The organism is Streptomyces zhihengii (assembly GCF_016919245.1).
GTDB classification, from domain to species: domain Bacteria; phylum Actinomycetota; class Actinomycetes; order Streptomycetales; family Streptomycetaceae; genus Streptomyces; species Streptomyces zhihengii.
Genome location: NZ_JAFEJA010000001.1, coordinates 777,154 through 803,377, shown reverse-complemented (window position 1 = coordinate 803,377; position 26,224 = coordinate 777,154). Strand labels below are relative to the sequence as shown.

The window sequence follows — 26,224 nt, the reverse complement described above, 5'->3', positions numbered from 1 at the left end:
CTCCCTCGTATGCCGTCTTTTCCCTCTGATCGACAAAGATGACCGGCCGTCACCTCGGCGTGGCACTGCGTCGCGCGGGGTTGACGAAAGACACCATGAGGGGGTCGCACAGACAGCAGTGAATGCTTGTTTCTGTTTGTAAAGGCACCTTAGTGAGCAACTATTGACACGGCTCTCCGTCGCGGCCAGAGTCGTCCCCGCCACCTGCCGAACACGGACCGAGGAGCGATACCTCCATGCCTGAAATCCCCGCTGTCTCACGCCGGTTGCTGCTGGGGGGCGCGCTGGCCACCACGGGTGCGCTCGCTGCCGGAGCGGCCTCCACCGCGAACGCGGCCGGCCCGCCCACCGCCGTCCTGCCGAGCGCCTCCCCGCGCCGCAGGCCCGGCCAGCGGTCCATCGCCGGCGTCGCCTTCGACGCGTACCGCACGGTCCGGGTGGGTGTCATCGGTCTGGGCAACCGGGGCGGCGGCATGACGGAGGGCTGGGCCGCCGTCCCCGGCTGCACGGTGACCGCCGTCTGCGACATCCGGGCCGACCGTGCCAAGCGCACCGCCGACCGGCTGGTCGCCCAGGGCAAGCCGCGCCCCGCCGAGTACGGCGGCTCGGACACGGCCTTCGAGCAGATGCTGAAGCGCGACGACATCGACCTCGTGTACGTCGCCACCCCCTGGGAGTTCCACTACCGGCAGGGCAGGGCGGCGCTGCTGGCGGGGAAGCACGTCATCGTCGAACTGCCGATCGCCACCGGCCTCGACGAGCTGTGGGACCTCGTCGACACCTCCGAGCGCACCCGCCGCCACCTGATGCTCGCGGAGAACTGCTCCTACGGCCGCAACGAGCTCGCCATGCTCAAGATGGCGCACGAGGGCCTCTTCGGCGAGGTCACCAACGGCCACGGCGGCTACCTCCACGACCTGCGCGCCCTGCTGTTCTCGGACACCTACTACACGGACGCCTGGCGCCGGCTCTGGCACACCCGCAGCACCGCGTCCTTCTACCCCATGCACGGACTGGCGCCCGTCGCCGCCGCGATGGACATCAACCGGGGCGACCGGATGACGGTGCTGCGGGCCACCGCCACCGAGCCCAAGGGCCTCGCCGACTACCGCGAGCGCTTCGTGCCGAAGTCCCACCCGTCGTGGAAGGAGACCTACGTCAACGGCGACCTGGTCACCTGTCTCATCGACACGGCCAAGGGCCGGATCATCCGGGCCGAGCACGACGTCAGCTCGCCGCGGCCCTACAGCCGGATCAACAGTCTGGCCGGCAGCCGCGGCATCTTCGAGGACTACGCGGGCACCTCCACGACCGGCGGGCGGATCTACGTCGAGCCCGACCACGGCGGCCACGCCTGGAGGGACTTCGACACCTACCGCAAGGAGTTCGACCACTGGCTGTGGAAGAAGATCGGTGACGACGCCGCCAACAACGGCGGTCACGGCGGCATGGACTACGTCCTCCAGTGGCGCACCGTCCAGCTCATGCGGGCCGGTCTCGTGCCCGACATCGACGTCTACGACTCCGCCGCCTGGTGCTCGCCCGTCCCGCTCAGCGTGACCTCGCTCGCCGCGGGCGGCCGGCCGGTCGAGATCCCGGACTTCACCCGCGGGTCCTGGGTCAACCTCCGCATGGGCCTGGACTCGCGCGAGACCGAGATGCCCCCGGTCGCCTGACCGGTCCCGTACGCGTCACAAGGAGACGGACCATGAGAAGAGCAGGATTCACCACCACACTCAGAGCCGTGGCCGCGGCGGGGGCGCTGCTGCTCGTCCCCGCTCCGGCGGTCGCGGCCGACGCGCGGCCCGCCGCCGCGGCGGGCACGGAGGTGACCATATCCCCGGTCGACCTCCAGGGCCCGGCGATATCGGCGGTGGACGTCACCGTGAAGAACACCGCCCCCGAGCGGCTGCGCTCGCTGAAGGTGTCGTTCGCGGGCCCGGTGGGATGGGCGGTGCAGCCGGCCGAACGCAGTGTCGACGGCTCGCTGGCGCAGGGGCAGTCCGCCACGGCGCAGTTCCGGATCCAGGTGCCGGAGGCGCGCGCCGGCTTCAGGATCCGGACGTTCACCGCGACCGCGACCTACCGGGGCGGTGACGGTGCCGGTTCCGCCACGGGCACCCGCTCCCAGCGGACCGGGGAGCCGGTCGCGAACATCGCGGCCGCCTACAACGCCGTCGCGATCACCGACGAGAGCAACACGGCGCCGGGCAACTACGACGGCGAGGGCAACAGCTTCTCCGCCCAGAAGCTCGCCGACGCCGGGCTGACCCGCGGCGCGGAGGTCACCACGCTGGGTGCGAAGCTGCGCTGGCCGGACGTGCCGAGCGGCACCAAGGACAACGTGTCGAGCGCGGGGCAGGCCGTCGCCCTCACGGGCAAGGGCTCCAAGCTGGTCTTCCTCGGCTCCGGCGTGGGCAGTGGCGCGACCGGCAGCGCCACCGTCTTCTACAAGGACGGCACCTCCACCAGCGGCTCGTTCGGCTTCCCGAACTGGTCCTTCGACCCGCCGAACGCCCACGGTGCGACGCTGGTCGCGTCGAGCAACGGGCGCAACCGGCCGAGCGGGTACGGGAACGCGGGCATCGCCTACCGCGTCTTCGCCCATGCGATCGCGCTGGACCCGGCCAAGGAGGTCGAGTTCGTGGTGATGCCGGCCAACGCCAACGTCCACGTCTTCGACATGGCGGTCGCTCCCTGATCGAGGGGACGACAGGCTCCGGTCCGTGGCCGGGCCGCCCGGAAGAACGGGCGGCCCGGCCACGACTTTCGTATTTCTGCTTGAAAATGTTCGCTGAGGCCACTGAAAGAGCAACTTCGAGCACTATGCTGGGCCCTGGTCCAGACAGGCCAGACAACCCCGCCGTAGGGAGTACCCACCCATGTCCCGCACCGCCTCCTCGTCCCCCTCCGTCCCCTCGCCGGCGGCGTCCACCTCGCACACCTCGGCCGAGATCGCCTCGCAGCCCGAGTGCTGGCGCCGCGCCGCGGCGCTCGTCCCCGCCGTCGCCGGTGTCCTGCCCGGCACGGGCGAACGCGTCGCCGTCGTCGGCTGCGGCACCTCCTGGTTCATCGCCCAGGCATACGCCGCCCTCCGCGAGGAAGGCGGCGGCGGCGAGACCGACGCCTTCACCGCCTCCGCCTTCCCCCGGGGCCGCGCCTACGACCGGGTCGTCGCGATCACCCGCTCCGGCACCACCACCGAGGTCCTCGACCTCCTCCGCCTGCTGCGCGGCACCGTCCCCACCACCGTCGTCACGGGCGACGCCGACACCCCCGCCCCCGGCGCCGCGGACCACACCGTGCTGCTCGACTTCGCCGACGAGCGGTCCGTCGTCCAGACCCGCTTCGCCACGACCACCCTCGCCCTGCTGCGCGCCCACCTCGAACACCGGGGCACCCTCCCGGCCGGCCTCCCCACCGTCACCGAGGCCGCCGGCCACGCCGAGGCCGTCCTCGCCCAGCCGCTCGACCACCCCCTGACCACCGCGGGGCAGTTCACCTTCCTCGGCACCGGCTGGACGTACGGCCTCGCCCAGGAGGCCGCCCTGAAGATGCGCGAGGCCGCCGGCGCCTGGACCGAGGCGTACCCCGCCATGGAGTACCGCCACGGCCCCATCAGCATCGCCCAGCCCGGCCGCGCCGTCTGGGCCCTCGGCGCCCTCCCCGAGGGCCTCGCCGACGACATCACCCGCACCGGCGCCACCCTCAGCACCCACGCGCCCGCCACCGACCCCCTCGCCGACCTCGTCCGCGCCCAGCGCCTCGCCGTCCACATCGCCGAGGCGGCCGGACACAACCCGGACACCCCCCGCAACCTCACCCGGTCCGTCGTGCTCACCGCACCCGGCAACTGAGGCCCGCACGGGGGGCGATGACGCCCGGCAAGCGGTTGCCATGTTCACGCAACTCTCGGCAACCGGTCACACGACGGGCGGCCACGGGTCACCCACCCCCACGAGGGTTCTGGCGGTTCACGTCCCGAACAGCCCAGGAGGACCCCGTGGCCGTACGTCCCGTATCCCGCAGGAAGATGCTCGGACTCGGCGGCGCGGGTGCCGCCGCGCTGATGCTCGGGACGGGGGAGTGGAGCTCGGGCTCCGCCCACGCCGCGCCCGCCATGCCGTCCGACCCGTTCTCGCTGGGCATCGCCTCCGGCGAACCGCGCTGGGACGGGGTGGTGCTGTGGACCCGCCTCGCCCCCGACCCCTTCGCCGAGGACGGCCGGGGCGGCATGCCGGACGTCCCGGTGCGCGTCGCCTACGAGGTGGCCTCCGACGAGCGCTTCTCCCGGGTCGTCCGCCGCGGCACCGTCGTCGCCACGCCCGAGCTCGCCCACTCCGTGCACCCCGAGATCCACGGGCTCGCCCCCGACCGCGTCTACTGGTACCGCTTCCGCGCCGGCGGCCACCTCTCGCCCGTCGGCCGCACCCGCACCACCCCCGCGCCCGGCACGATGCCGCGCGACCTGCGCTTCGCCTTCGCCTCCTGCCAGGCGTGGCAGGACGGCCACTTCACCGCCTACGACCACCTCGCCGACGAGGACCTCGACCTGGTGGTGCACCTCGGCGACTACCTCTACGAGTACGGCGTCAAGACCAACAAGCGCGGCGTCGTCACCGACCCGAAGTTCCACACCGAGACCGTCTCCCTCGCCCGCTACCGCCTCCAGTACGGCCTCTACAAGTCCGAGGCCCCGCTCCGGCGCGCCCACGCCAACTTCCCCTGGATCATGACGTTCGACGACCACGAGGTGGAGAACAACTGGGCCGACGGCATCCCGGAGAACGGCCAGGACCCGGCGCCGTTCCCGGCACGCAGGGCCGCCGCCTTCCAGGCCCTGTACGAGCACGCCCCGCTGCGCCGCGCCCAGCTCCCCGCCGGCCCCGACGTGCAGATGTACCGCCGCCTCCCGTACGGCAGGCTCGCCGACTTCACCATGCTCGACACCCGCCAGTACCGCGACGACCAGCCCTGCGGCGACGGCGTCTCGGCCGACTGCGCCGACCGCCTCGACCCCGGCCGCACCCTGCTCGGCGCACGGCAGCGCGACTGGGTGCTCCGCGGCTTCCGGCGCTCCCCGGCGCGCTGGCAGGTGCTCGGCAACCAGGCCCCGATGGGCCAGACCGACCACGACCCCGGCCCCGGCACCACGGTCTGGCTCGACCCGTGGGACGGCTACGTCGCCGAACGCAACCGGCTGCTCGCCGAGGCGGACGCCACCGGGGTGCGCAACCTCGTCGTCATCACCGGCGACCGCCACCAGAACTACGCCTGGGACCTCAAGCGGGACTACGCCGACCCCGGCTCGCCCACCGTCGGCGCCGAGTTCGTCGGCACCTCCGTCACCAGCGGCGGCGACGGGGCCGACATGACGGCCCAGGGCGAGACCTTCCTCGCCGCCAACCCGCACATGAAGTTCTTCAACGGCCAGCGCGGCTACGTGCGCGTCCACGCCGATCAGGAGCGCTGGCGCAGCGACTTCCGCGTCGTCCCCTACGTGACCCGTCCCGGCGCCCCCGTGAGCACCCGGGCGAGCGCGGTCGTCGAGGACGGCCGCCCGGGCGTCCAGCTCTGACCCGGCACGGGCGTCCCGGCGACCCGCGGGGCCGCCGGGACGCCCGCCGGACGGGCGGGCCGGCCGGGACGCACCCGCTCAGCCGCCGAGCGCCGCCGACACCACGGCCCTGGCCTCCTCCTGAACCCGCGTCAGGTGCTCCGGCCCGAGGAACGACTCCGCGTACACCTTGTACACGTCCTCCGTGCCGGAGGGGCGCGCGGCGAACCAGGCGTTCTCGGTGGTCACCTTGATCCCGCCGATCGCGGCGCCGTTGCCCGGCGCCTCGGTCAGCACACCGGTGACGGGCTCCCCGGCGAGGGAGTCGGCCGTCACCTGCTCCGGCGACAGCCGCCCGAGGACGGCCTTCTCCTCCCGGGTGGCCGGGGCGTCGACCCGCGCGTACGCCGGCTCGCCGAACCGGGCGGTCAGATCGCGGTAGTGCTCGCTCGGCGTCCGCCCGGTCACCGCGAGCATCTCCGACGCCAGCAGCGCGAGCACGATGCCGTCCTTGTCGGTCGTCCACACCGATCCGTCGCGCCGCAGGAAGGACGCACCCGCCGACTCCTCGCCGCCGAAGCCGATGGTTCCGTCGGACAGCCCCTCGACGAACCACTTGAAGCCGACCGGGACCTCGACCAGCTTCCGGCCCGCGTCCGCCGCCACCCGGTCGATCATCGACGACGACACCAGCGTCTTGCCCACCCCGGCCGAGGCCGGCCACCGCTCCCGGTGGCGGAACAGATAGCCGATGGCGGTGGCCAGGTAGTGGTTCGGGTTCATCAGCCCGCCGTCGGGCGTGACGATGCCGTGCCGGTCGGCGTCCGCGTCGTTCCCGGTGGTGATCGCGAACCGGTCGCGCCCCTCGATCAGCGAGGCCATCGCGTACGGCGACGAGCAGTCCATCCGGATCCTCCCGTCCCAGTCCAGCGTCATGAAGCGCCAGGTCGGGTCGGTGAGCGGGTTGACGACCGTGAGGTCGAGCCGGTGCTCCTCGGCGATCCGCTCCCAGTACGCGACCGACGCCCCGCCCAGCGGGTCGGCGCCGATCCGCAGTCCCGCGGCCCGCACCGCGTCCAGGTCGAGCACCGACGGCAGGTCGCGCACATAGCCGCCGAGGAAGTCGTACCGGCCGGTGGTGGCCGCGGCCAGGGCACGCGCGTACGTCACCCGCCGCACGTCCTTCAGGCCCCCGGCGACGATCTCGTTCGCCCGGTCCTGGATCCAGCCGGTCGCGTCCGAGCCCGCGGGGCCGCCGCTGGGCGGGTTGTACTTGAAACCGCCGTCGGCCGGCGGGTTGTGGGACGGCGTCACCACCACCCCGTCCGCCCGTCCGCCGGACGCCTCGCGGTTGTGCACGAGAACGGCGTGCGACACCGCGGGTGTCGGCGTGTACCCGTCGGCCGAGTCGATCAGCAGGGTGACCCCGTTGGCCGCGAACACCTCCGCCGCCGTCACCCGCGCCGGCTCCGACAGCGCATGGGTGTCGGCCCCCAGGAACAGCGGCCCGTCGGTGCCCTGGAGGGCCCGGTACTCGCAGATGGCCTGGCTCGTGGCCGCGATGTGGTCCTCGTTGAAGGCCCCGGCCAGGGACGAGCCGCGGTGCCCCGACGTCCCGAAGGCCACCCGCTGCCCGGGGTCCTCCGGATCCGGGTGCAGGGCGTAGTACGCGGTGACCAGTCGGGCCACGTCGACGAGATCCTCCGGCCGGGCCGGCCGTCCGGCATGCTCGTTCGCCATCCGTCCACTCCTTGGGCGTCGGTTGCTGGGTGCGCTCGGACAAGTGTCGTAGGGTCATGATCGCCCCTCGGACCCGCCTGCCGGGGCCGTCCGGCCGTTCGGGCACGCTCTTCTCGCCACCTGGCGTACGGCACCCGCGGCGGCGGGCCGCCCGCGGGCCGGGCCCGTCGTCAGCGCGGCGGCCGCGCGGATGCCGCCGCAGGATCCCCGAGAGTGCGAGGCAGACATGCGAGCCATCACGGCCCCCCGGTACGGCGGACCCGAGGTCCTGGCCTACGGCGAGACGGACGACCCCAAGGTGGCACCGGACGCGGTCCTGGTGCGGGTGAAGGCCGCCGGGGTCAACCCGGTCGACTGGAAGATCGTCGCCGGCGGCCTGGACCCGATCATGAACGTCCACTTCCCGCTCGTCCCCGGCTGGGACGCGGCCGGCGTCGTCGAGGCCGTCGGCCTGGACGCCACCGAGTTCGCCGTCGGCGACGAGGTGTACGGCTACGTCCGCAAGGACGAGGTGCAGCACGGCACCTACGCCGAACTGGTCTCCGCCCCCGTCCGCACCCTGGCCCGCAAGCCGCGCTCGCTGAGCTGGCAGCAGGCGGCCGGGGTGCCGCTGGCCGGGCTCACCGCCTGGCAGTCCCTGGAGCGCATCGGCGTCACCGGGTCGGACACCGTGCTGGTGCACGCCGCGGCCGGCGGCGTCGGCTCCTTCGCCGTCCAGATCGCCGTCGCCCGCGGCGCCCGGGTCATCGGCACCGCGAGCGAGCGCAACCACGACTTCCTGCGCGAACTGGGCGCCGAGCCCGTCGCCTACGGGGACGGGCTCGCCGAACGGGTGCGCGCGATCGCCCCCGACGGGATCACGGCCGCCGTCGACTACGTGGGCCAGGGCGCGGTGGAGGTCTCCCAGGAGCTCCTCGCCGACACCTCCCGGGTCGCCTCCATCACCGACCCTTCGGTCACCGCGCGCGGCGGCCACCACGTCTGGGTCCGCCCCAGCGGCGCCGACCTCGCGGAGCTCGGCCGCCTCGCCGACGAGGGCCGCCTCACCGTGCACATCGACCGGTCGCTGCCGCTGGCGGAGGCGGCCGAGGCGTTCCGCCTCAGCGCGACCGGGCGGACCAGGGGCAAGATCGTCCTCGACGTCGGCTGAGCACCGCCGCCCGCCCGCCGCACGCCACCGCCGGCCACCGCCCTCCGCCGTCCCGTGCGGCGGTGGGGCGCGCGGGACGGGAACGCCGTGTGCGCCGTGGAGTTCCGGCGGCGGAACTTCACGGCGGGCGGAAGACGTTGGCAGGGTGGCACGCGACGACGCGTGACCGACGACTGACGACACGGCAGAAGCCGAGGTGGCACGAGTGGCGATGTGGGATCGGATCAAGGACCAGGCGACCAGGGGTCTCCAGCAGGCCCAGGGGGCGCGCGGCGGCGCCGGCGGCCACGGACAGCCCGGCGCGCACCCCGGCGCGCCCCACGGCGCACAGCCCGGCCAGCCCGGCGCGCGGTCCGGCGGCTCCAAGGCCCAGCTCGTGAGCGCGCTGAAGTCGCAGCTCACGTCCCTCAAGACCGAACTGAAGAGCGGCGCCTACCGGGACGCCAGCATGGCCATGTGCGCGCTGGTGGCCGCCGCCGACGGGCGCGTCGACCCGGCCGAGCGCCAGCACGTCGAGCAGCTCATCCTCACCAACGACGTCCTCCAGAACTTCCCCGCCGACCAGCTCCGCCAGCGCTTCAACAAGCACGTCGACCAGCTCTCGGCCAACTTCGTCATGGGCAAGGCGGCGGTCCTCCAGGAGGTCGCCAAGGCGGCGAAGAAGCCCGCCGAGGCACGGGCCGTCATCCAGACCGGCATCGTCGTCGCGGGCGCGGACGGCTACATCGAGCCCGCCGAGGAGCAGATCATCCGCGAGGCGTGCACCGCGCTCGGCCTGTCCTCGGCGGAGTTCGGCATCTGATCCACCCCGCCGAAGAGGCGCGCGGCCCGTGCGGGGGCCACGATGGAAGAGGGTGGTGGCATCGATGGAATATCCCGAGAGCTACGAGCTCGTCTTCCAGGCGTCGGCGGTCGCCGACGACGCGGTCGTGGTCCGCCGCACGGAGCGTGCGGGGCCGGGCGGCTGCCCGGTCTACGAGGACGACACGGGCATCGTGCGCGCGGAGATCAGCGAGCGCGGCGACGTCCGCATGCTCGCGAGTGGCGCGCACCAGGCCCACCCCTTCCCGGTGACGGCCCGCACACGGGTGTAGAGCCAGGGGCAAGGGGGCAGGCGCCGAGCCGCGCGGAGGGTGCGCGATGACAACGACACGGGAGTGGAAGGTCGACCTCGTCCTCACCGAGGACGACGGCACGACCAGGGCCTGCGCGAAGCTGGCCACCGACGACGGCACGATCACCGGCTACGGCACGGCCCACTGCAGCCCGCAGGACGTGGACGTGCCCCGGATCGGTGACGAACTGGCCGCCGCGCGGGCGATGCGGAGCGTCGCCCGGCAGCTCATGCGGGAGGCCGACAGCGACCTGGAGGCGGTGGGCGCCGGGCCCGGCGGACCGCCCGGACCGGGATACGGCTGGCCGTACACCACACCCTGACGGTCCGGCCCGGGCCGCACCGTCAGGGGCGACCGGGCTCAGGCGTGGGCGACCACGGCGACCGGGGCCGTGCAGTGGTGCATCACCGCGTGGGTGACATGGCCGATGTGCGGCACCACCGGCGCGCGCCGGATCCGCCGTCCGGTCACCACCAGCAGGGCGCCGGCCGCCTCCTCCACCAGGACCTGCGCGGCGGCCCCCGGCACCGCCCGCTCCATCACGGCCACCGCGGGGAAGCGCTCCCGCCACGGGGCCAGGGCCGCCCCGAGGGCCGCGGCCGCCTCCGCCGCCGCCCGTTCCCGGTGGGCGGGCGCGTGCGCGTGGAACAGCGGCACCTTCGCCGCGTGCACCACCCGCAGCGGGACGTCCCGCCGTCCGGCCGCCGCGAACGCGAACGCGAGCACGTCGTCGGTGCCCGGGTGCAGATCCACCCCGGCCACCACCTCCCGGGCCCGCTCGCCGCCGTCACCCGCCCGGACCACCACCACGGGCACCTCGGTGGCGCCGATCACCGCCGTGCCGACCGACCCCATCAGGGCGCCCGCCACCGTGCCGAGGCCCCGGGAGCCCAGGGCCAGCAGCTCGGACCCGGCCGCCTCGACCGCCAGCGCGGCGGGCGGGCGCCCCGACAGCAGCCGGGTCGTGACCTCGGCATCCGGATGCCGGGCGCGCACCTCCGCGGCCGCGGCGTCCAGCAGCCGGTGCGCCCAGCGCCGGTGGTCGTCGCGGTCGATCGTGGGCGCGGCCACGGCCAGCGGCAGCGGCCACTCCTCGACGTGCACCAGCAGCAGCCGCGCGTCGCGCAGCGCGGCCTCGCGTGCCGCCCAGTGGGCAGCGGCGAGGCTCTCCGGGGAGCTGTCCACCCCGGCGGTCACATGGCGGGGCATCACCGGCCTCCTTCGGACCGCCCGGCGGCGGCCACGATTCCAGGTTCGCCCCGCCGGGCCCCGCACGTCGCGCGGAAGCGTTCGGCAGGCGCCCCGCGGGGTACCCGGCCATCCTGATCAGGTGGCTCCGCCCACCGGCGCCGCGCCGCGGCACCGGACGTGACGGGGCCGCCGCACACCCTGCACCGGGGGCGAGGGGGCCGCCGTGGAGGAGGGACCGGCATGACCGACGCGAGGACGTGGTGGCCGCACGGGGCACCTGCCACGGGACGACGGAGCTTCGAGGCGGTCGTCCTCGACACCGACGGCGTGATCACCGACTCCGCCCGGGTGCACGCCGCCGCCTGGAAGGCCGCCTTCGACGCCGCCCTGCGCGACCGGCCGCCGGACGAGCCCGGTGACCGGCGCCCGTTCGACGTCACGGCCGACTATCTGCGCCATGTCGACGGCAGGTCCCGCCAGGACGGCGCGGCGGCCTTCCTCGCCGCCCGCGGGGTGCCCCTCCCGGCCGGCAGCCCCGACGACCCGCCCGGCACGGGCACCGTGGGTGCCGTCGCGGCGTACAAGGAGCAGCTGTTCACCCGGCGGCTGGCGGAGGACGGCATCGACGCCTACCCCGGCACCCTGCGGCTGCTGCGCCGCCTGCGCGCCGGACCCGTGCCCACCGCGGCCGTGTCCGCCTCGCGCCACGCCCGGGAACTGCTCACCGCCTCCGGTGTCCTGCCGTACCTGGACGCGCTCGTGGACGGCGGCGAGGCGGCCCGGATGGGCCTGCCCGGCAAGCCGGACCCGGCGCTCTTCCTGGAGGCGGCGGCACGGCTCGCGGTGCCCCCGGAGGACTGCGTCGTCGTCGAGGACGCGCTGGCCGGTGTGGAGGCCGGCCGCCGGGGCGGCTTCGGTCTGGTCGTCGGCGTCGACCGGACCGGCGGACCGGGGACGGCGGCCGCGCTGCGGGACCACGGCGCCGACCTGGTCGTGCGCGACCTCGCCGAACTGCTCGACGACGAACCGACGCGGGAGGGCGCATGACGGACTGGCTGTGGGAGTACGAGGGCTACGACCCGGCCGCCGAGCGCCTGCGGGAGGCGCTGTGCACGCTGGGCAACGGCTACTTCGCCACCCGGGGCGCGGCCCCCGAGTGCACGGCCGGCGAGGCGCACTACCCGGGGACGTACGCCGCGGGCTGCTACAACCGCCTGACGTCCACCGTCGCGGGCCGCGAGGTCGAGAACGAGGACATCGTCAACCTGCCGAACTGGCTGCCGCTGCGCTTCCGGACGACCGGCGAGGACGGCCCGGCGCCCTGGTTCACCCCGGACGGCGAGGGCCTGCGCGAACACCGGCAGCGGCTCGACCTGTTCGGCGGGACGCTGGAGCGGACCGCGCGCTGGGCGACCCCCGACGGACGGGTGCTGCTCGTGCGCCAGCTTCGCCTGGTGCACATGGGCGACCCCCATCTCGCCGCCCTGCGCACCGAGTTCACGGCCGAGGGCTGGTCGGGCGGGATCGAGGTGGAGGCCGCCGTCGACGGCGGGGTCACCAACAGCGGCGTCGCCCGCTACCGCCGTCTCGACGGCGCCCACCTCGTCCATGTCGACCCGGGCGACGGCGACGACGGCTCCGGCGGCGGGGACGACGGGGCGGCGGACGTCGTCTGGCTGCGCTGCCGCACCCGGACCTCGGACATCCGCGTCGGGATGGCGGCCCGCACCACCGCCGACGGCGCGGCCGGGCACGAGCGCCCGCGCGCCGACCACGAGCCGGACCGCGCCGTCCAGCGGCTGCGGCTGTCGCTCGCCGCCGGGGAGCCGCGCACCGTCGACAAGATCGTCGCGCTGCACACCTCGCGGGACACGGCCATCAGCGACCCGCTGCACGCCGCCGCCGACCGGGTCCGCCGGGCGCCCGGCTTCGAGGAGCTCCTGGAGTCGCACCGCACCGCGTGGCGCCAGCTCTGGCGCAGGGCGGCGCTGGACGTGCCGGGGGAGGCCGGGCGCATCCTGCGGCTGCACCTCTTCCATGTGCTCCAGACCCTCTCGCCGCACACGGCGGACCTCGATGTCGGCGTCCCCGCGCGCGGGCTCCACGGCGAGGCGTACCGGGGCCACATCTTCTGGGACGAGCTGTTCGTCCTGCCCTACCTCAACCTCCGGTTCCCCGAGGTCTCCCGCGCCCTGCTCACCTACCGCTACCGCCGGCTCGACCAGGCGCGCGTCCTCGCCCGCGACGCCGGGCACCGGGGCGCGATGTACCCGTGGCAGAGCGGCAGCGACGGGCGGGAGGAGACCCAGCAGCTCCATCTCAACCCGCGCTCGGGCCGCTGGCTCCCCGACCATTCGAGGCTCCAGCACCATGTCGGCTCCGCCATCGCCTACAACGTCTGGCAGTACTGCGAGGCCAGCGGCGACGCGGAGTTCCTGCACACCAAGGGCGCCGAGATGCTCACCCGGATCGCGCGCTTCTGGGCGGACTTCGCCGACTTCGACCCGGACCTCGGCCGCTACCGGATCCGGGGCGTCGTGGGGCCCGACGAGTACCACGAGGCGTACCCGGACGCCGACCGGCCCGGTCTCGACGACAACGCGTACACCAACGTCACGGCCGCCTGGGTGATCTCCCGCGCCCTGGACCTGGTGCGCGACCTGCCCGAGCCCCGGCGCGTCGACCTGCTGGAGCGCACCGGGCTCGGACCGGGGGAGCTGGAGCACTGGAAGGAGGTGTCGACCCGGCTGTACGTGCCCTTCCACGACGGGGTGATCAGCCAGTTCCACGGCTACGGGGAGCTGGCGGAGCTCGACTGGGAGGGGCTGCGCTCCCGGCACGGCGACATCCGCCGGCTGGACCGGGTGCTGGAGGCCGAGGACGACACCGTCAACCGCTACCAGGCGTCCAAGCAGGCCGATGTGCTGATGCTCGGGTACCTGTTCTCCCCGGCCGAGCTGCGCGCCCTGTTCGCCCGGCTCGGCTACGAGCTGGACGACGCGACCTGGCAGCGCACCGTGGACTACTACCTGCGGCGCACCAGCCACGGATCCACCCTCAGCGGGCTGGTCCACGGCTGGGTGCTCTCCCGGGTGCGCCGGGAGGACGCGTGGGCCTACTGCCGGGAGGCCCTGGAGGGCGACATCGCCGACCTCCAGGGCGGCACCACGGAGGAGGGCGTCCACCTGGGGGCCATGGCGGGCACCCTCGACCTGGTCCAGCGCGGGCTGACGGGCATGGAGACCCGGTCCGGCTCGCTGTGGTTCGACCCGGTGCCGTCGCCCGGGCTGTCCGAGTACGGCTTCACGATGCGCTACCACGGGCACTGGGGCGTCCGGGTGGCCGTACGGCCGGGGGAGCTGCGGATCGGGCTGCCGCCGTCGGCCGACGGCCTGCCCATCGGCGTACGGCTGGGCGGGCGCTCGGTCGTCCTGGAACCGGGCACGTCCTGCGTGCTGCCGCTTCCGGAGACCTGAGACCGCCCGGCCGGGGCCCCCCGGCCGGGCGGGCCGGCTCAGGCCGGCTCCTCCGGGCGGCTGGCACGGTCGTCGTGGCCGTCGTGGCCGTCGTGGCCGTCGTGGTCGGCACGGTCGTCGCGGCCGTCCCGGCCGTGGCGGTCCTCCGTGTCCTCCCGGTCGAAGTCCAGGCGGTTGACGACCTCCACGACGCCGTCGACGCTGCGGCACATCCGGTCCACGATCCGCACCAGCGACCGCCGCTCGACCGTGCCGCTCAGCGTCACCCGCCCGTCGTCCACCTGGACGTTCACCGCGGCGGGGGAGACCCCGAGCGTGCCGGCGAGCACGTCCTCGACGATCTCCTCCTGGATGGACCGGTCCCGGCGCAGGAAGAGCTGGAGCAGGTCGCTGCGGCTGACCACCCCGATCAGGTGCCCGTGGTCGTCGACCACCGGGAGCCGCTTGATGTGGCGCTCCTCCATCACCCGGGCCGCCCGCACCGCGCTCCACCCGGGCCGCGCGACGACGGCCGGGCTGGTCATCAGCCCCTCGGCCGTGTCCGAGCCCGTGCCGCCGGTGTGGCGGCGCAGCAGGTCGGCCTCCGACACCACGCCGACGGGGCGGCCGTCGTCGTCGATCACCGGCACGGCGGTGATCCCGTACTCGTCGAGCAGCCGGGCGATCTCCTTGAAGGCCGTGCCGCGCTGGGCGACCACGGCCTCGGGGGTCATCAGATCGGCCACGGAGCGGTGTCTCATCGCGCACCGGTCCAGCGGTTCATTCGGCACCTCCATGATCCGGCGGTCCTGTCGAGTCCAGTATTCCGAGTCTGTCCCGGCCTGGTCGGGCGGGGTGCGACCGGCGTGTGCCGCCGTGCGGGGCGGTCGGGTGCTGGCTACGGTGGGCCCGGGGCGCGGCGCCCCCGGTACCCGTACGCCGAGAGGGAAGGGCACGACCATGTCCGGACAAGCGCACTCGGAAGCGGCCGGCCCGGACGGGGGGCGCACGAGCGGCGACATCGGCCGCAGGGTGGCGGCCCGGCGGCGCCAGCTCGGGCTCTCCCGGGAGGAGCTGGCCCTGCGGGCCGCGTCGGCGCCCGGGTACATCGAGTACCTGGAGGAGAAGCCCGCCGCCCCCGGGATGGGTTTCCTGCTGCGGCTCGCCGACGCCCTGGAGACCACGGTCACGGCGCTGACGGGCGGGGACGCGGAGCTGACCGGGGGAGTGGGGCGCGCCGGGTACCACCCGCGGCTGGTCGAGCTGGAGACGGACGAGTGCTGGACGCTGCTGGGTACGCACGGTGTCGGCCGGGTCGCGGTGACCGCGCCGGACGGCCCCGCGATCCTGCCGGTGAACTATGTCGTCGCCGACCGCGAGGTGGCCTTCCGGACCTCCTCCGGCGCGCTGCCCGGCAGGGCGGCGGGCGGGGAGACGGCGTTCGAGGTCGACCACATCGACGAGGCGTTCAGCCAGGGCTGGAGCGTGCTGGTGGTCGGCACGGCGCGGACGGTCACCGACGAGGCGGGGGTGAGCCGGCTGGACGGCCTCGCGTACTCCGAGCCCTGGGCGGGCGGGGAGCGGGACCTGTGGATCGCCCTGTCGGCGGAGCGGGTCACCGGCCGGCGCATCCTGGTGCGCGGCGCACCCGGCACGATGTAGTGCAAATCGGGCATTAATTCCCAAAAGTCCCGCGAATGCCGGACCTTGATCCCCGGGTTTCCCACTCGCCCCTGATGTCCGTTTCGTTGAGCATTGGCATGATGTCGTGTGGTTGTGTCGCGGCTGGTGACATCCGTCACGCGAAGGGCCGTGAAAGCTGATCTTCCCGGCCGCATTTCCCCATCCCCCTGCGTGAATTGATGGGCCGTCGGAATTGCTTCAACATCATTTGCCGGGCTCATCGGGGTGTGCCGCATTGCGGTTGTGAATTCCAGGCTTGTTCCTTTGCGTCCCTCTCGCCTACGGTCACGGCATTCCGGACAGGACGCCGAATCCTGCCGCTGTCCGGACACCCGACCAGAGACTTCGACGGCAGGAGCGGGGGAACCAGGTAGGCCGCCGTGACGGAGGACGGCCCGGAGACATCCGGGCCCGACGCCGCCACGGCTCGGGGTGAAGCCGTGCACCGCGCGGCCGGGCATCTCCAGCCCGAACCCGACAGCTCACCTCGCAGGCGACGGAGAGGAATTCGTCATGCCTGCAATCGGCAAGCACCGCCGCAACCGGTCCCGCCGTCTCACCCGTGGCCTTCTCGTGGCCGGCACGGGCGGCGCCGCGCTCGTCCTGCCCGTGATCGCCGCGACCTCCGCGAGCGCCGCCCAGCCGGCCGCCGCCAAGGCCGCCGTCACGGCCCCCGCGCCCGCCAAGAAGGCCGCCAAGACGTACACCGTCGTCGCCGGCGACACCCTGTCGAAGATCGCCGAGAAGCAGTCGGTCTCCGGCGGCTGGAAGAAGCTCTACAACGACAACCGCCGCAACATCGGCGCGGACCCGTCGCTGATCCGCCCCGGCCTGCAGCTCACCATCGGCGCCAAGGCCGCGCCCGCGGACCGCACCGCCGACACCGCGCGCGCCGACCGCTCCGAGAAGCGCGCCGTCCCCGCCGTCGCCGGCAAGAGCGCCCCGGCCGTGAAGCCCGCCGCGGCCAAGACCTACGCCGACAACCTCGACGGCTGGATCCGCGAGTCGCTCGACATCATGGCGAAGCACGGGATCCCCGGCTCCTACGAGGGCATCCACCGCAACGTCATGCGGGAGTCCTCCGGCAACCCGCTGGCGATCAACAACTGGGACATCAACGCCGTCAACGGCGTGCCGTCCAAGGGTCTGCTCCAGGTCATCAAGCCGACCTTCGACGCCTACCACGTCGAGGGCACCGCGAACGACCAGTACGACCCGGTCGCCAACATCGTCGCCGCCTGCAACTACGCGGCCGACCGCTACGGTTCGATCGACAACGTGAACGGTCCCTACTGACCGGACCCGACGGCCCACGGGCCGCCGCACCGCACCGGGGCCTTTCCGCCGACGCACACGTCGGCGGAAAGGCCCCGGCCGCATTTCCCTCCGCGCCGGCTCCGGTGACCTCCCTCCGGCCTTTCATTGCTCCTGGAAAGGCGCAACCCAGCGCGCGCCCCCGCCGTGCCGACGCTGCAATGGACAGATGACGGCGCCCCCCGACGACTGCCTCGCGCGCAACGAATGGATCTGCGGCGACTATCTGTCCAGCCGCGGCCAGATCCTGACCGACGCGGTGCTCCAGCATCTGCGGCTCACCTTCCTCGCGGTGCTCATCGGGCTCGTCCTCGCCGTCCCGCTCGCCGTCGCCGCACGCCGCTGGGGATGGGCCGCGGCCCCCGTCCTCGGCCTCACGACGATCCTCTACACCATCCCCTCGCTGGCGATGTTCTCGCTGCTGCTGCCCGTCTACGGGCTCTCCGCCGCGCTCGTCGTCGCCGGCCTCGTCCTCTACTCGCTCACCCTGCTGGTGCGCAACATCCTCGCCGGACTGCGCGCCGTGCCGGAGGAGACCCGGCAGGCCGCGCGCGGCATGGGCTACGGTCCCGTGCGCCTGCTGTGCGCGGTCGAACTGCCGCTGGCGCTGCCCGCGGCCATGGCCGGACTGCGCATCGCCACCGTCTCCGCCGTCTCCCTGGTTACCATCGGGGCCATCGTCGGACACGGCGGGCTCGGCAATCTCATCTACGCCGGGATGAACACCTACTTCAAGGCCCAGGTGCTCACCGCGTCCGTGCTCTGCGTCGTCATCGCCGTCGCCGCCGACCTCGTGCTGCTGCTGATCCAGCGGGCGCTGACGCCGTGGACCCGCAAGGGCGCCGCGTGAACACCCTCGCGGACACCTGGGACTGGCTCACCACCGGCGCCAACTGGGCGGGGGACGGCGGCATCGGGCAGCGGCTGGCCGAACACCTCTACCTCACCGCCGTCTGCCTCGCCCTGAGCTGCCTGATCGCCCTGCCCGTCGCCCTCGTCCTCGGGCACCTCGGCAGGGGCGGCGCGCTCGCCGTCAACATCTCCAACGCCGGCCGTGCCGTGCCCACCTTCGCCGTCCTCGTGCTGCTGCTGCTCAGCCCCGTCGGCGCCTACGGCTCCTGGCCCACCGTCATCGCCCTGGTGCTCTTCGCCGTGCCGCCGCTGCTCACCAACGCCTACGTCGGCATGCGCGGCGTCGACCGGGACGTCGTCCGGGCCGCCCGGGGCATGGGGATGACGGGTACGCAGACCCTCGTCCGTGTCGAACTGCCGCTCGCCATGCCGCTGATCGTCACCGGACTGCGGATCGCCGCCGTGCAGCTCGTCGCCACCGCCACCATCGCGGCGCTCGCCGGCGGCGGCGGACTCGGCCGCGTCATCACCGCGGGCTTCAACCTCGCCTCCACCCCGCAGGTCGTCGCCGGAGCGGTGCTGGTGGCGGCCCTGGCCCTGGTCGTGGAGGCGCTGTTCGAGGCGGCGCGGCGGCTGGCCCCGCGCCGGGGCGGGAGTGCCGCGTGAGAGCGCGTCTCGCGCTCGCGGCGGCGGCGCTCCTCGCGGCCGGCGCCTGCGCCACCGGCCCGTCGCTGGAGAACCGGGGCGAGATCACCGCCGCCCCCGGCGACAGCCGGCGGCTGACGGTGGGGACGGCCGGATTCACCGAGAGCGAGCTGCTCGCCCGGATGTACTCCCTGCTGCTGCGCGACGCCGGGTACCGGACCGAGATCCTGTCCGTCACCAACCGCGAACTGTACGAGCCGGCCCTGGAGAACGGGCAGATCGACGTGGTGGCCGAGTACGCCGCCACCTTCGCCGACTGGCTCGCCGCCAAGGTCCACGGCCCCGACGCGCCGCCCGCGGGCTCACCCGACCTCGGCGCCACCATGACCGCGCTGCGCGCCCTCGCCGCACCGCGCGGCCTCACCGTGCTCGACCCCGGACGGGCCGTGGACCAGAACGCCTTCGCCGTCACCCGCGAGTACGCCGCCAAGCACCGCCTGCGCACCCTCAGCGATCTGGGGCGCTCGGGGCAGCCGGTGCGGCTCGCGGCCGGCGACGAGTGCGTCCGCCGCCCCTACTGCGCCCCGGGTCTGCGCAGGACGTACGGCATCGACGTCACGGCCGTCGACCCCAAGGGCGTCGGCACCACCCAGGCCAAGCAGGCGGTCCGGCGCGGCGACGACCAGATGGTGCTCACCACGACCACCGACGCCACCCTCGACGAGTTCGGCCTGGTGCTGCTCGCCGACGACAAGCGCCTCCAGAACGCGGACCACATCGTGCCCGTGGTCAACCGGGCGCGGGCGGGCGGCAGCGGTCCGACCCGTGTGCTGGACCGTCTCAACACCGTGCTCACCACCGCCGACCTGGCCCGCCTCAACCAACAGGTCGACAGCTGGCGGCGGCTCCCCGAGGACGTCGCCAGGAACTACCTCACCTCGAAGGGCCTGCTGGACTGAGCCGGTGCGCCCGGGTGCCGGTGCCCGTGCCCGTGTTCGTGCCGGTGCGCCCGGGTGCCGGGGCCCGTGTTCGTGCCGGTGTTCGTGCCCGTACCCGTTCCCGTGCCCGTTGCCGGGTTCGTTCCCGCTCCCGGGTCCGTGCCCGTGCCGCTGTCCGGCCCCGGTGCCCGTCAGCCGGTGGGCGGCCCGTCCAGGTCGTAGACGTCCAGCCGCCCGCACATGCCGAATCGCCCGCCGGGCACGGGCCGTTCGGCACGGACCCGGGCGTCGGCGAGATAGGACGTGTCGCCCGCGGCCAGCCGGTCGAGCTGCGCCCCGGTCGCCGCCGAGGCCGCCGCTGCCCCCTGCCGCCAGCGCTCGTGCCACCCCGGCGCGAGCGCCCGCACCAGCTCACCGGCGGCGCGGTGGAACGCGGCGAGCGGCTCCGGGTCGCCCGCCTCGGTGGCGGCGCGCAGCTCCGAGTACCCCTCCATCGCCAGATCGCGGCGGCGCCGGGCGGCGGCCGCGAGTTCCTCTTCGTCCGCCCCGGCGGGGAGCGCCACCGCCTTCCGGTAGCGCTCCGGGTCGGCGAGGCAGGGCGGCGGGAGCGTCATCACGGCGTCGCCCGCCTCGGGGAGTCCGCAGTTCTGCATGAGGACGATGATCGTCAGACCGCCCTCGTTGACCAGCCGGTGGATGGTCCCGGGGGTGAACCAGACGAGCGAGCCCGGCTCCAGGGGCGTGCGGGTGAAGCCGGCCGCGGTCAGCGTCTGCACGGCGCCGCGGCCGCCGGTCACCGCGTACGCCTCCGAGCAGGTCAGGTGGAGGTGCGGGGTGCCGCCGCTCAGGCCGTCGGCGGCGGGCCAGTCGTAGACCCGCAGCCGCGAGATCCCGGTGCCGCCGGGCAGGCCGTCGTAAGGGAGGGGCAGGGTGTGCGCAGTCACCACAGGTCTCCTCGGCAGGCGCCGCCGCGCCGTAGAAAGCGCTTTCGCACCGGCAATCTAGGCCCGGCGGCACCCTCGGTCAAGGGGCCCTCGCGGGCCCCGGCGCGTCAGGCGCCGAGACGCCCCGGCAGCCAGGCGAGCCGTGCGGCCTCCTGGAAGACGCCGCCGCCCTCGTGGTCGTTGAAGTCGTAGACCTCGATCGACTTGTCCGCGGCGGCGTACGCGTTGAACGCCGCGAACACCGTGGACGGCGGGCAGGTCTCGTCCTCCAGCGCCACCGAGAACAGCGACGGGGCGTTCGCCCGGGCCGCGAAGTGCACGCCGTCGAAGTACGCCAGGGTGCGCGCCGCCCGCTCGGAGCGGCCCCGGTGGGTCTTCAGCCAGTTGCCCACCTCCCGGTAGGGGTGGCGGTCGGTGAGCGTGGTGGCGCGGGGGAAGTCGCACAGGAACGGCACGTCCGGGGCGACGGCCGCCAGGTCGGGGACCAGGCCGCTGACGGCGAGCGAGATGCCGCCGCCCTGGCTCTCGCCCACCGCCGCCGTCCGCGCCGCGTCCGTCAGCGGGTGGGACCGCGCAGCCTCGACGGCACGGACGGCGTCCGTGAACACCCGGCGGTAGTAGTAGTCGTGCGGGTCCTCGATGCCCCGGGTCATGAAGCCGGGGACGGACGGCGCGCTGCCGACCGGGTCGGGGGTGTCCCCGGGAGCCCAGCCGCTGCCCTGCCCGCGGGTGTCCATCACGAAGTGCGCGAAGCCCGCCGACGCCCACAGCAGATGGGTGTGCGACAGCCCGCGCCCGCCGCCGTAGCCGAGGAACTCGACGACCACGGGCACCGGGCGGGTGGTCCCCGCGGGCAGCACCAGCCAGCCCTTCACGGGGTGTCCGCCGAAACCGGCGAAGGTGACGTCGTGCACCTCCACCGATCTCAGGGGGGAGTCGACGCGTTCGAAGCGCGCCGCGAGGTCGTGGGAGCGGGCGTCGTCCAGCGTCTTCGTCCAGAACGCGTCGAAGTCGGCCGGGGCGGCCGATGTGCTGCGGTACTCGCGCAGCTCGTCGAGGGGGAGATCGAACAGGGCCATGGAAAACCGCCTTCGGTGGGTCGAAGGAGCAGATCAACACGGCTCCCGGCGCCGGGGCAAGTGCCGTCCGGGTGACGGTCGTCCGCGGCCGCGGGCGGCTCAGGACTCCGGGACGGAGTCGAACGCGACCTCGTCGCGGGCCAGGCCCCGGGCATCCGCGTCGACCGAGCGGCGCAGCGCCTCGTGCAGGCGGGCGGGGGTGAGGACGCCGAGGAAGCGGTCGCCGTCCAGGACGGCGACCCAGCCGGCGTCGTGCTGGAGCATCTCGCTGAACGCCTGCTTCAGCGGCGCCCCGAGGGGCACCCACGCGTCCATCCGCCGGGCGAGGTCGCCGACCGTGCCCCGCCCGCCCGCGTGGGCCAGGGCGCCGGCCGACACCCAGCCGTGCAGGGCGCCGCCGCCGTCGGTGACCACCGCCCAGCGGGCGCCCGCGTCCCGCAGCCGGGCGGCGGCGCGGGAGGCGGACTCGCCGAGCGGGGCGACGGGCGGCTGCTCCAGGTCGGCGGCCTCCACGGCGGTCACCGACAGCCGCTTCAGCCCGCGGTCGGCGCCCACGAAGCCGGCGACGTACGGGGTGGCCGGGGTGCCGAGCACGGCGCGGGGTGTGTCGAGCTGCTCGATCCTGCCCTGCCCGTACACCGCGATCCGGTCGCCCATCCGGACCGCCTCCTCGATGTCGTGGGTGACCATCAGGATCGTCTTGCGGACGGCCGACTGGAGGGCGAGGAACTCGTTCTGGAGGCGCTCGCGCACCACCGGGTCCACCGCCCCGAAGGGTTCGTCCATCAGCAGCACCGGCGGGTCCGCCGCCAGCGCGCGGGCCACGCCCACCCGCTGGCGCTGGCCCCCGGAGAGCTGCGCCGGGTACCGCCCGCCGTACACGGCGGGGTCGAGGCCGACCAGTTCCAGGAGCTCGGCCGCCCGCGCGCGGGCGCGGGCCCGCTTCCAGCCGAGCAGGGCAGGGACGGTCGCGGTGTTGTCCAGCACGGTGCGGTGCGGGAAGAGGCCGACCTGCTGGATCACGTAGCCGATGCGGCGGCGCAGTTCCACCGGGTCGACGGTGGCGATGTCGGAGCCGTCGACCAGGATCCGGCCGGTGGTCGGCTCGATGAGGCGGTTGACCATCATCATGGTCGTCGTCTTGCCGCAGCCCGACGGGCCCACCAGGGTGACCAGTTCGCCCTCGGCGACCTCGAAGGAGAGGCCGTCGACGGCGGTCGTGCCGTCCGCGTACACCTTGCCGACCTGCTCGAACCGGATCACGCCCCCACGCTACGAGCGCCCGTGCGGCGGCGCACACGGGCCCGGACCGTACGGGTCCGGTGCCCCGGGCTCCGACGACGGGATTCGCCGACTCCCTTGCCGAGCGCCGTGCACCCCTGCTATTCCATTCCGTTAGGAAAGTTTCCTTCCAATCAGGCGCCCGGCCCCGGCCGTCCGTCTGGCTTCCGATGCATCGGTTCTGTCCGGCCCCATCCGCCCAGCCAACGGAGACCCCCCATGAGACCGGCACGGTTCTTCACCCGCCCGTTCAGCGGCGTCGGCGTCCTGGCCGCCGCGCTGACCCTGACCCTGGTCACCGCCCCGGCCGCCCCGGCGTCCGCCCCCACCGCCGCGCCCGCATCCCCGGCCGCCGCCCCCGCGGCCGCCGTCGCCCACGAGGCGGAGAACGCCGTCGTCTCGCGCGGCGTCGTCGAGTCCAACCACGCCGGCTACACGGGCAGCGGCTTCGTCAACTACGACAACGTGCAGGGCGGCCACGTCCAGTGGGCCGTCGACACCGCCCAGGCGGGACGGGCCACCCTCACCCTGCGGTACGCCAACGGCACGGCCGCGTCCCGCCCGATGGACATCACCGTCAACGGCGTCCTCGTCGCCGACGACCGTGCCTTCCCCTCCACCGGCTCCTGGGCGTCCTGGTCCACGGTGACCCTCACCACCGACGTGAAGGCGGGCGCCAACACCGTCCGCGCCACCGCGACCACCTCGGCCGGCGGCCCCAACGTGGACCACCTCTCGGTCGACACCGGCGGCCCGGTGGCCTCCACCCCCGCCGCCGTCAACGGACAGCTCCGGGTCTGCGGCACCAAGCTCTGCAACCAGTACGGCAAGCCGATCCAGCTCCGCGGCATGAGCAGCCACGGCACCCAGTGGTACGGCCAGTGCCTCACCGGCGGCTCGCTGAACGCGCTCGCCACCGACTGGAACGCCGACGTCCTGCGGGTCTCCACCTATGTGCAGGAGGACGGCTACGAGACCGACCCGCGCCGCTTCACCGACCTCGCCCACTCGCTGATCGACCAGGCCACCGCGCGCGGCATGTACGTGATCGTGGACTGGCACATGCTCAGCCCCGGCGACCCCCACCACAACCTCGCCATGGCCAGGACGTTCTTCACCGAGATCGCCCAGCGGCACAACACGAAGACGAACCTGCTGTACGAGATCGCCAACGAGCCCAGCGGCGTGAGCTGGTCGCGGATCAAGAGCTACGCGGAGCAGCTCATCCCCGTCATCCGGCAGCACGACCCGGAGACTCCGGTGCTCGTCGGCACCCGCGCCTGGTCGTCCTTCGGCGTGTCCGAGGGCAGCGACGAGAACGAGGTGGTCAACAGCCCCGTGGCCGCCGCGAACATCATGTACACCTTCCACTTCTACGCGGCGTCCCACCGCGAGGAGTACCTGAACACCCTCTCCCGGGCCGCCGACCGGCTCCCGGTCTTCGTCACCGAGTTCGGCACCCAGAACTACGCCGGTGAGGACGCCGACGACTTCGCCATGGCGCAGCGCTACCTCGACCTGATGGCGAGCAAGAAGATCTCCTGGGTCAACTGGAACTTCTCCGACGACCACCGCTCCGGCGCCGTGTTCAAGACCGGCACGTGCGCGAACAACGGCCCCTGGACGGGCACGTCCTCGCTGAAGCCCGCCGGTGTGTGGGTCCGCGACCGGATCAGGACCCCGGACAGCTTCCCCACCGGCTGACCCGCGGGCCCCGGCCCTCCGTGACCCCCGCCCGCCCGGTGTGATCCACTGGGCGGGCGGGGGCGTACCGGACACAGGGCACATCAGGAGCAGCAGTGGCAAGCTACCGGCAGCCGGGGGTCGTCCTCACCGACCACCGCTTCACCGTCCCCCTCGACCACGACGAGCCGGCCGGCGAGCAGATCGAGCTCTACGCCCGGGAGGTCACCGGCACCGGACGGGACGCGGACCAACTGCCCTGGCTGGTCTACCTGGAGGGCGGGCCGGGCAGCGCCGCCCGCAGGTTCACCGGGGCGCAGGCGTGGCTCGCGCGGGCCGTGCGCGACTTCCGCGTCCTGCTGCTCGACCAGCGCGGCACCGGGCGGTCCACCCCGCTGAACCGCCAGACGCTCCCCCTGCGCGGCGGCCCGGCCGAGCAGGCCGCCCACCTCGCGCTGTTCCGCGCCGACGCGATCGTCCGCGACTGCGAGGCCGTCCGGCGGCGGCTCACCGGCGGGGCGCCCTGGACGGTCCTCGGCCAGAGCTTCGGCGGCTTCTGCGCCACCCACTACCTGTCCACCGCGCCCGAGGGCCTGTCCACCGTGCTGATCACCGGCGGGCTGCCGTCCCTCGACGCCCACGCCGACGACGTCTACCGCGCCGCGTATCCGCGGATCCGGCGCAAGGTGGAGGCCCACTACGCCCGTTACCCGCAGGACGTGGAGCGCGCCCGGCGGATCGTCACCCACCTCGCCGAGCGGCCGGCGACGCTGCCCGGCGGCCACACCCTCACCCCCGAGGCGTTCCAGTCGCTCGGCATCGTGCTCGGCGGCGGCGACGGCAGCCACCAGCTCCACTACCTGCTGGAGAACGCCTTCGTCCCCACCGCCGCCGGCCACGAGCTGTCGGACGCCTTCCTGGAGGCCGTGCGCCCGGTGCTCTCCTTCGCGGCCCGGCCGCTCTACGCCGTGCTGCACGAGGCGATCTACGCGCAGGGCGGCCGGCCGACCGGCTGGGCGGCGGAGCGGGTGCGCGCGGAGTTCCCCGAGTTCGACGCGGCCCGGGCGTACGACGGCGGCGAACCGCTGCTGTTCACGGGCGAGACCGTGCACCCCTGGCACTTCGAGACCGACCCCGCGCTGCGCCCGCTGCGCGAGTGCGCCGAGCTGCTCGCCGCGCGCACCGACTGGCCGGCGCTGTACGACCCGCGGCGCCTCGCCGCCAACGAGGTGCCGGTCGCGGCGGCGGTCTACCACGACGACATGTACGTCGACACCGCCGACTCCCTGCGCACCGCCCGCGCCGTGCGCGGACTGCGGACGTGGGTGACCGACGAGTACGAGCACGACGGGGTGCGGGCGAGCGGCACCCGGGTGCTGGACCGGCTCATCTCCCTGGCCCGCGACGAGGCCTGACGAGACGGCGGGGCGGCCCCGGGCGGGCGGACGCCGGCGGCCCCCGGCCGCGGGCTGTCCGGCGGGGCGGCCCCGGGCGAGGGTCGTCCGGCGGGGCGCCGGCGCGGTGAGGGGTGCGGGTGGCCCGGCCCCGGTCGGCGCGCGCGGGCGGTGGGACCGGCCTCGGCCGCGGGGCGCCCGGC

General features: G+C 74.2%; 23 protein-coding genes, 1 pseudogene and 1 riboswitch. Of the genes and pseudogenes, 18 read left to right on the top strand and 6 right to left on the bottom strand.

The window, feature by feature from the left end; translation table 11 throughout:
* Positions 1–236: 236 nt before the first annotated feature.
* The 4 genes from JE024_RS03445 (at position 237) to JE024_RS03430 (ending at position 5,578) form a co-directional block, all read left to right on the top strand.
* Complete coding sequence (locus JE024_RS03445; RefSeq protein WP_205372141.1) at positions 237–1,676, top strand: Gfo/Idh/MocA family protein; 1,440 nt, start codon at positions 237–239, stop codon at positions 1,674–1,676.
* Positions 1,677–1,708: 32 nt separating this feature from the next.
* The gene (locus JE024_RS03440) at positions 1,709–2,701 is read left to right on the top strand and encodes a beta-sandwich domain-containing protein (RefSeq protein ID WP_205372140.1); all 993 of its coding nucleotides are present in this window, start codon (positions 1,709–1,711) and stop codon (positions 2,699–2,701) included.
* 181 nt (positions 2,702–2,882) lie between these two features.
* Positions 2,883–3,857, top strand: coding sequence for an SIS domain-containing protein (locus JE024_RS03435; protein ID WP_205372139.1), 975 nt, complete (start codon positions 2,883–2,885; stop codon positions 3,855–3,857).
* Positions 3,858–4,003: 146 nt separating this feature from the next.
* Positions 4,004–5,578, top strand: a complete 1,575-nt coding sequence (locus JE024_RS03430; protein ID WP_205372138.1) for an alkaline phosphatase D family protein — start codon at positions 4,004–4,006, stop codon at positions 5,576–5,578.
* Between the two features lie 78 nt (positions 5,579–5,656).
* Here JE024_RS03430 and pgm read toward each other — a convergent pair whose 3' ends face one another.
* Positions 5,657–7,297, bottom strand: a complete 1,641-nt coding sequence (gene pgm / locus JE024_RS03425; protein ID WP_205372137.1) for a phosphoglucomutase (alpha-D-glucose-1,6-bisphosphate-dependent) — start codon at positions 7,295–7,297, stop codon at positions 5,657–5,659.
* Between the two features lie 226 nt (positions 7,298–7,523).
* Here pgm and JE024_RS03420 point away from each other — a divergent pair, with 226 nt between their 5' ends.
* The 4 genes from JE024_RS03420 to JE024_RS03405 all read left to right on the top strand — a co-directional run bounded on the left by JE024_RS03420 (position 7,524) and on the right by JE024_RS03405 (position 9,884).
* Positions 7,524–8,447 (top strand): NADP-dependent oxidoreductase, encoded by a 924-nt coding sequence (locus JE024_RS03420; protein ID WP_205372136.1) that lies wholly within the window; start codon positions 7,524–7,526, stop codon positions 8,445–8,447.
* Between the two features lie 205 nt (positions 8,448–8,652).
* A complete protein-coding gene (locus JE024_RS03415) occupies positions 8,653–9,249 on the top strand; it encodes a tellurite resistance TerB family protein (protein WP_205372135.1) in 597 nt (198 codons plus the stop codon).
* A gap of 64 nt (positions 9,250–9,313) precedes the next feature.
* Positions 9,314–9,541, top strand: a complete 228-nt coding sequence (locus JE024_RS03410; protein WP_205372134.1) for a DUF6296 family protein — start codon at positions 9,314–9,316, stop codon at positions 9,539–9,541.
* 46 nt (positions 9,542–9,587) lie between these two features.
* Positions 9,588–9,884, top strand: coding sequence for a DUF1876 domain-containing protein (locus JE024_RS03405; protein WP_205372133.1), 297 nt, complete (start codon positions 9,588–9,590; stop codon positions 9,882–9,884).
* A 38-nt stretch (positions 9,885–9,922) separates the two neighbouring features.
* On the opposite strand, the gene JE024_RS03400 is transcribed toward JE024_RS03405, so the two are convergent.
* Positions 9,923–10,771: a universal stress protein gene (locus JE024_RS03400; RefSeq protein ID WP_205372132.1), complete on the bottom strand. Its 849-nt coding sequence runs from the start codon at positions 10,769–10,771 to the stop codon at positions 9,923–9,925.
* A 222-nt stretch (positions 10,772–10,993) separates the two neighbouring features.
* On the opposite strand from JE024_RS03400, the gene JE024_RS03395 reads away from it, so the two are divergent.
* Positions 10,994–11,800: an HAD family hydrolase gene (locus JE024_RS03395; protein ID WP_205372131.1), complete on the top strand. Its 807-nt coding sequence runs from the start codon at positions 10,994–10,996 to the stop codon at positions 11,798–11,800.
* Positions 11,797–14,229: a glycoside hydrolase family 65 protein gene (locus JE024_RS03390; protein ID WP_205372130.1), complete on the top strand. Its 2,433-nt coding sequence runs from the start codon at positions 11,797–11,799 to the stop codon at positions 14,227–14,229. The genes JE024_RS03395 and JE024_RS03390 overlap by 4 nt, the downstream gene beginning before the upstream one ends.
* Positions 14,230–14,267: 38 nt before the next feature.
* On the opposite strand, the gene JE024_RS03385 is transcribed toward JE024_RS03390, so the two are convergent.
* Positions 14,268–14,969 (bottom strand): CBS domain-containing protein, encoded by a 702-nt coding sequence (locus JE024_RS03385; protein ID WP_205376353.1) that lies wholly within the window; start codon positions 14,967–14,969, stop codon positions 14,268–14,270.
* Between the two features lie 199 nt (positions 14,970–15,168).
* Here JE024_RS03385 and JE024_RS03380 point away from each other — a divergent pair, with 199 nt between their 5' ends.
* From JE024_RS03380 to JE024_RS03360, 5 genes are all read left to right on the top strand, one after another.
* Complete coding sequence (locus JE024_RS03380; RefSeq protein WP_205372129.1) at positions 15,169–15,870, top strand: helix-turn-helix domain-containing protein; 702 nt, start codon at positions 15,169–15,171, stop codon at positions 15,868–15,870.
* Between the two features lie 316 nt (positions 15,871–16,186).
* Positions 16,187–16,400, top strand: a riboswitch (cyclic di-AMP (ydaO/yuaA leader).
* A gap of 4 nt (positions 16,401–16,404) precedes the next feature.
* Positions 16,405–17,187 (top strand): LysM peptidoglycan-binding domain-containing protein, encoded by a 783-nt coding sequence (locus JE024_RS03375; protein WP_205372128.1) that lies wholly within the window; start codon positions 16,405–16,407, stop codon positions 17,185–17,187.
* Positions 17,188–17,374: 187 nt separating this feature from the next.
* On the top strand, positions 17,375–18,055 hold the full coding sequence (locus tag JE024_RS03370; RefSeq protein WP_205372127.1) for an ABC transporter permease: 681 nt from the start codon (positions 17,375–17,377) through the stop codon (positions 18,053–18,055).
* Positions 18,052–18,723: an ABC transporter permease gene (locus JE024_RS03365; protein WP_205372126.1), complete on the top strand. Its 672-nt coding sequence runs from the start codon at positions 18,052–18,054 to the stop codon at positions 18,721–18,723. Before JE024_RS03370 ends, JE024_RS03365 begins: the two co-directional genes overlap by 4 nt.
* Positions 18,720–19,661: an ABC transporter substrate-binding protein gene (locus JE024_RS03360; protein WP_205372125.1), complete on the top strand. Its 942-nt coding sequence runs from the start codon at positions 18,720–18,722 to the stop codon at positions 19,659–19,661. The genes JE024_RS03365 and JE024_RS03360 overlap by 4 nt, the downstream gene beginning before the upstream one ends.
* Before the next feature lie 170 nt (positions 19,662–19,831).
* Here JE024_RS03360 and JE024_RS03355 read toward each other — a convergent pair whose 3' ends face one another.
* The 3 genes from JE024_RS03355 to JE024_RS03345 form a co-directional block, all read right to left on the bottom strand.
* Positions 19,832–20,587 carry a cupin domain-containing protein gene (locus tag JE024_RS03355; RefSeq protein ID WP_372449763.1) on the bottom strand — a complete coding sequence of 252 codons (756 nt, stop codon included), beginning with the start codon at positions 20,585–20,587 and terminating at the stop codon, positions 19,832–19,834.
* A 104-nt stretch (positions 20,588–20,691) separates the two neighbouring features.
* Positions 20,692–21,663, bottom strand: a complete 972-nt coding sequence (locus JE024_RS03350; protein WP_205372124.1) for an acetylxylan esterase — start codon at positions 21,661–21,663, stop codon at positions 20,692–20,694.
* A 99-nt stretch (positions 21,664–21,762) separates the two neighbouring features.
* Positions 21,763–22,926, bottom strand: coding sequence for a betaine/proline/choline family ABC transporter ATP-binding protein (locus tag JE024_RS03345; protein WP_205372123.1), 1,164 nt, complete (start codon positions 22,924–22,926; stop codon positions 21,763–21,765).
* A gap of 237 nt (positions 22,927–23,163) precedes the next feature.
* On the opposite strand from JE024_RS03345, the pseudogene JE024_RS42250 reads away from it, so the two are divergent.
* The 3 genes and pseudogenes from JE024_RS42250 to JE024_RS03335 all read left to right on the top strand — a co-directional run.
* Positions 23,164–23,628, top strand: a pseudogene (locus JE024_RS42250) (CBM35 domain-containing protein); the annotation flags it as partial.
* Positions 23,608–24,648: a cellulase family glycosylhydrolase gene (locus tag JE024_RS03340; RefSeq protein WP_372449853.1), complete on the top strand. Its 1,041-nt coding sequence runs from the start codon at positions 23,608–23,610 to the stop codon at positions 24,646–24,648. The pseudogene JE024_RS42250 and the gene JE024_RS03340, both read left to right, overlap by 21 nt.
* A gap of 95 nt (positions 24,649–24,743) precedes the next feature.
* Positions 24,744–26,042, top strand: coding sequence for an alpha/beta fold hydrolase (locus JE024_RS03335; RefSeq protein WP_205372121.1), 1,299 nt, complete (start codon positions 24,744–24,746; stop codon positions 26,040–26,042).
* The last annotated feature ends 182 nt before the right edge of the window (positions 26,043–26,224 follow it).